A 4,239-nucleotide genomic window follows, 5' to 3' on the forward strand; every position below is an offset into this window, starting at 1 on the left:
CCTGGTATTCAGAATTTTCGCCCGGCATAAAGCCGACCACGGCCAACATGGAACGTTTTAACGACGAACTAATGACGTGCGCGATGTGGAATGTGCCGTTCAACACGGTCCTCGAGGTGACGAACCTGGATAACGGCAAGAAGATAATCGTAAGGGTGAACGATCGCGGACCGGCCAAGAGATATTACAGGAGGGGACGTATTATCGATCTTACGCTTGGGGCGTTCCGGTATATCGAGGATCCTGAAAAAGGATTAGCCAATGTGAAGGTCCGCATAGTCGGGCGTGTCAATAAATCCTCATAAAACAGTTGTCATATCACGCATTAGCATTATAATTATTACTGACCGTGGTGGAACGCTATCTGACCATTGATCCAAAAATGAGACCGATATGAAAACTTACTTATTTGTAATCCTGGCTTGCGCCATGTTGCTTTCGTCCTGTATGACGGCCGAAGTTTACAGGGAACCGGTCCCGCGATCTGTTGCCCCGTCCCATTATGTCAGTACGGTCCCGGACCAATTCAGGCATGATGTGTACCATGTCGTGGCGCCGGGGGAGACGTTATGGCGGATCGCCCAGATGTATGAGGTCGAGGCGGATACCATTAAGAACGTCAACAGGATAACCAATGTCAGGGATATCGATATCGGACGTAAATTGTTGATACCCGGAGCGGCGCCGCAGAAACACGTAATAACGCTATATCCCAGCAATAAGTGGAAATATATAATCATACATCACAGTGCGACCGATTTCGGCAGCTCAGAAGAGTTCAACGAAGCCCATTTAAAAAAAGGGTGGCAGGGGGTGGGTTATGATTTCATTATCGATAATGGGACATGTGGTAAAGCTGATGGACAGATAGAAACAACCCCGCGATGGATCAAGCAGATAGACGGAGCGCATTGCAGCGCGGATAACATGAATTGCCGTGGTATAGGGATATGTCTGGTCGGAAATTTTTCCAAGGAAAAGGTCACTCCGCGACAGATGGAATCCCTTGTCTACCTGGTCGATACGTTGAGAACATTTTACAGGATACCAAACGCGCGCATTCTCGGGCACGGTCAGGTACGAGGCGCGCAGACCGAGTGTCCCGGAAAAAGTTTTCCATGGAAGCAATTCCGCAAAAGCCTCAAATGACCTTTTTTCCTGAAATGAAACCGTAGCAGTGAAGTGTCCAGTCCGGGAAGGGCTAGATTTCCCACATTTTAGTGCCCATCACCCTAAACCATTACAAACATTTGTTTTATCATAAACGCCCCGTAAACTAAAAGCTAGCCTAAAAAACATTTTTTCATCTTTTAGTTATAACGTTAAAAAGTATGATTATTGCATTTGCAGAATACTATTATACATGATATAATTATACTGTGCATAAAACTGTAAAAGTAATAAAATGTTTGTTTTATGTACATTTTAAATAGTTTTAAAAAGGCTTACGGGGTGTTTATATAATTATGATTACACTGGGGGGTGGGTCATGAAGACGTATTACGATCAAGTGAGTGGATTTTTTGGGAGATCCCGGAAAACAAAACCATCCGAACAATTGCTTTTCTACGAGGATGACATAGGCGCAGTCGTAAGTATAATCGACGCGAGAAGGAACCGGACGAAAAAGATATTCATGAAATCCGTAGCATCTCTAGTTTCGTTCGTTTTTCTATGGCAGCAAATAGCGAGCGCGTGGGGATACCCCCAGATCGCCCCGTCCGCCGCTAAAAAGTCCGACGCGGTCACAATTGCCCCCCAGCAGTTGGATCCGCTGAAGGATATGGTCGGCAAAAGGTCCGCAGAAGATAAAACCCCCGCGGAGTATGCCGACAAAACCCCCGTGGAATATACCGACAAAACCCCTGAAGGGCTGGAAATAACTAACTACGACCTGTTGGCATATAAGCGCAGGACCAGCGGGGTCGTAGACCTGTTATCATCCAAGACCGAACAGGAGCAGGATGCTGTGTACGCGCCGGATTATCTGCGACGTCAGCAGAACAAGCATGAAGAGATCATCCGCCAGAAACAGGATACTGAGGACCTGATCCTGCAGCTTCGCAAAAAACCCAGAGAAGAAGTCGAGGATATGCCGCTGAAGAAGAAAAAAGGTTCAGGTGGTGGTGACGTAGACTATACGCTTACGGATCCCGATGAATATACCGATCCGCATACGTTGAACGATTTCAACCAGAACAACAACCAGGATATGACCGTTAAGTACGATATAACTAAGATCGACATCGAACGGTGGATGCAAAATGCCGAAGAGAGGGTTGATGAAGAGACCGGGCTGACGTACTGGGTCGGGTCAGGCGACCCGGAGGTCGGAGAGGACAGGACGATACAGATCGTAATGTATTTCGGGGAAGGAGACGATAAGAAAGTACAAACCATCTTTGTCGGTTTCCGCGCGACGGAAGATGGCGCATTCGAGGCCAAATACCGGGTTGATTACGTTTATGAGAATGGGGAACTGTCGAGTACGAAAAAATATGATATTTCCGGCGAAGAGGACCTGCTGGTCGAAATGTCGCTTTTTGAGGGAGAAGGTGACAATTCCCATGTGGTAAAGACACTCTATTATGATCCGGACGGGTCTATCAAACAGCGCCGTGATTACGCTTATTCCGAAGAGGGCGCCCTGGAAGAAACACGTCTATTCGATTCGGATTCCGAGGAAGAAGGCGAGGGTGAACTGATACAGCGAACGGTCTTCACCGGCGAAAAAGATAAGGAATTGGCGGATTATTCGCAGACGTATAAGAACGGTTCCGTGGATGGTGACGGGAATATTTCCGGTGAAGTGCTCACGACCACTGTGTACTACTACCATGATGGCAATAGGGCGGATGATGTGACCGGAGATGACTACAGATACTCGAAAACCAAACAGGTCACATTCAGGGGTGACCCGGATACGAATGGTGACGGAGAGTTGTCCGAAGAAGAGCTGGCCGCGGCAAGCATAAAGACCACGACATACTTTGATGCCGACGGACGCTTGGCCGGGGAGGAAGTCGTTGATCACACTACAACTCATCGTGAGGATGGTTCTGTAGCAAGTACGACCGTTTACTATTACGATGGCGAGCGCGCCAGCGAGGCGAGATATGTAACCTGTATGTCCCAGACGGTCACTTATGCGGGTGATCTCGACACGGATGGTGACGGGGTCATAAGCGAAGAAGAACTGGCCGCGGGGGTTAAGGTCTCGGAGACGTTCTATGACGTTGAAGGACGCTTGAAGGGAGAAGAAAAGGCCGAATGCACGATCAAGTACGATTCACGTGGAGAAAAGACATCGATGACGGTGTACATGTATGAAGGTACGGACGGGCTTGTGGGAGCGGATGACGCTGAAGCGGACGCGGCAATGCGGAAAAGTACCGTATACAGCGCTTCATCTATAGCTGAGGACGAGTTCAACGAGGACGGGACATTGAAGGAAGGCGAGGACGGGCTTGTTGATGATCCGGTCAAGATATCTGAGACCATATATTGCGGGGACGTGGGGGAAGAAAAAGCTGACTATACTGTTAAGTATAACTCGCGGGGTGATATAACGTCCATAACGGTCTATATGTACGAGGGTGCGGATGGGCTGGTCGGGGCAGATGAAGCCGGAGCTGAGTCCGCGATGAAAAAGAGCACAGTATACAGTGCCTCGTCGATAGCCGCGGATGAGTTCAATGAGGACGGGACCCTGAAGGAAGGCGAGGATGGCCTTGTCGACGACCCCTTGAAGATCTCTGAAACTTTTTACTATGGCAGCGTCGGTTCGGAAAAAGCCGGATATATGCTGAAGTACGATTCGCGCGGGGAAATAACATCAATAACCGTTTATATGTACCAGGGTGCCGACGGCCTTGTGGGGGCAGACGAAGCTGACGCGGACGCGGAGATGAAGAGGAGCACGGTATACAGCGCCTCGTCGATAGCAGCGGATGAGTTCAATGAGGATGGGACGCTGAAGGAAGGCGAGGATGGCCTTGTCGACGATCCCTTGAAGATCTCTGACACATTCTACGAAGGGGCCGTAGGGGAAGAAAAAGCGGACTTTACTGTCAAATACAATTCCCTTGGCGAAAAGACATCCCTGACCGTGTATCTGTATGAAAGCGCTTCCGGTCTGGTGGGGGCTGATGATGCTATTTCGTCAGATCCTCTCAAGAAAACCGTCGTCTATAGTTCTTCCTCGATAGCCGAGGACGAGTTCAATGAGGATGGGACCCT

General features: G+C 49.0%; 3 protein-coding genes. All 3 read left to right on the forward strand.

The window, feature by feature from the left end:
* On the forward strand, positions 1-305 hold a 305-nt coding region (locus PHH49_08620; GenBank protein MDD5489002.1), incomplete at its 5' end, for a septal ring lytic transglycosylase RlpA family protein.
* 88 nt (positions 306-393) lie between these two features.
* Positions 394-1,149, forward strand: a complete 756-nt coding sequence (locus tag PHH49_08625; protein MDD5489003.1) for an N-acetylmuramoyl-L-alanine amidase — start codon at positions 394-396, stop codon at positions 1,147-1,149.
* Between the two features lie 340 nt (positions 1,150-1,489).
* Positions 1,490-4,239 (forward strand): hypothetical protein (locus PHH49_08630; protein ID MDD5489004.1); only part of this gene is annotated, 2,750 nt, incomplete at its 3' end.

Source organism: Candidatus Omnitrophota bacterium (genome assembly GCA_028715965.1).
Lineage (GTDB): Bacteria > Omnitrophota > Gorgyraeia > Tantalellales > Tantalellaceae > JAQUQS01.

What these genes read in the sequence shown, in the direction of transcription:
- PHH49_08625 (MDD5489003.1), top strand. Translation starts at nt 394, where the DNA reads ATGAAAACTTACTTATTTGTAATCCTGGCTTGCGCCATGTTGCTTTCG.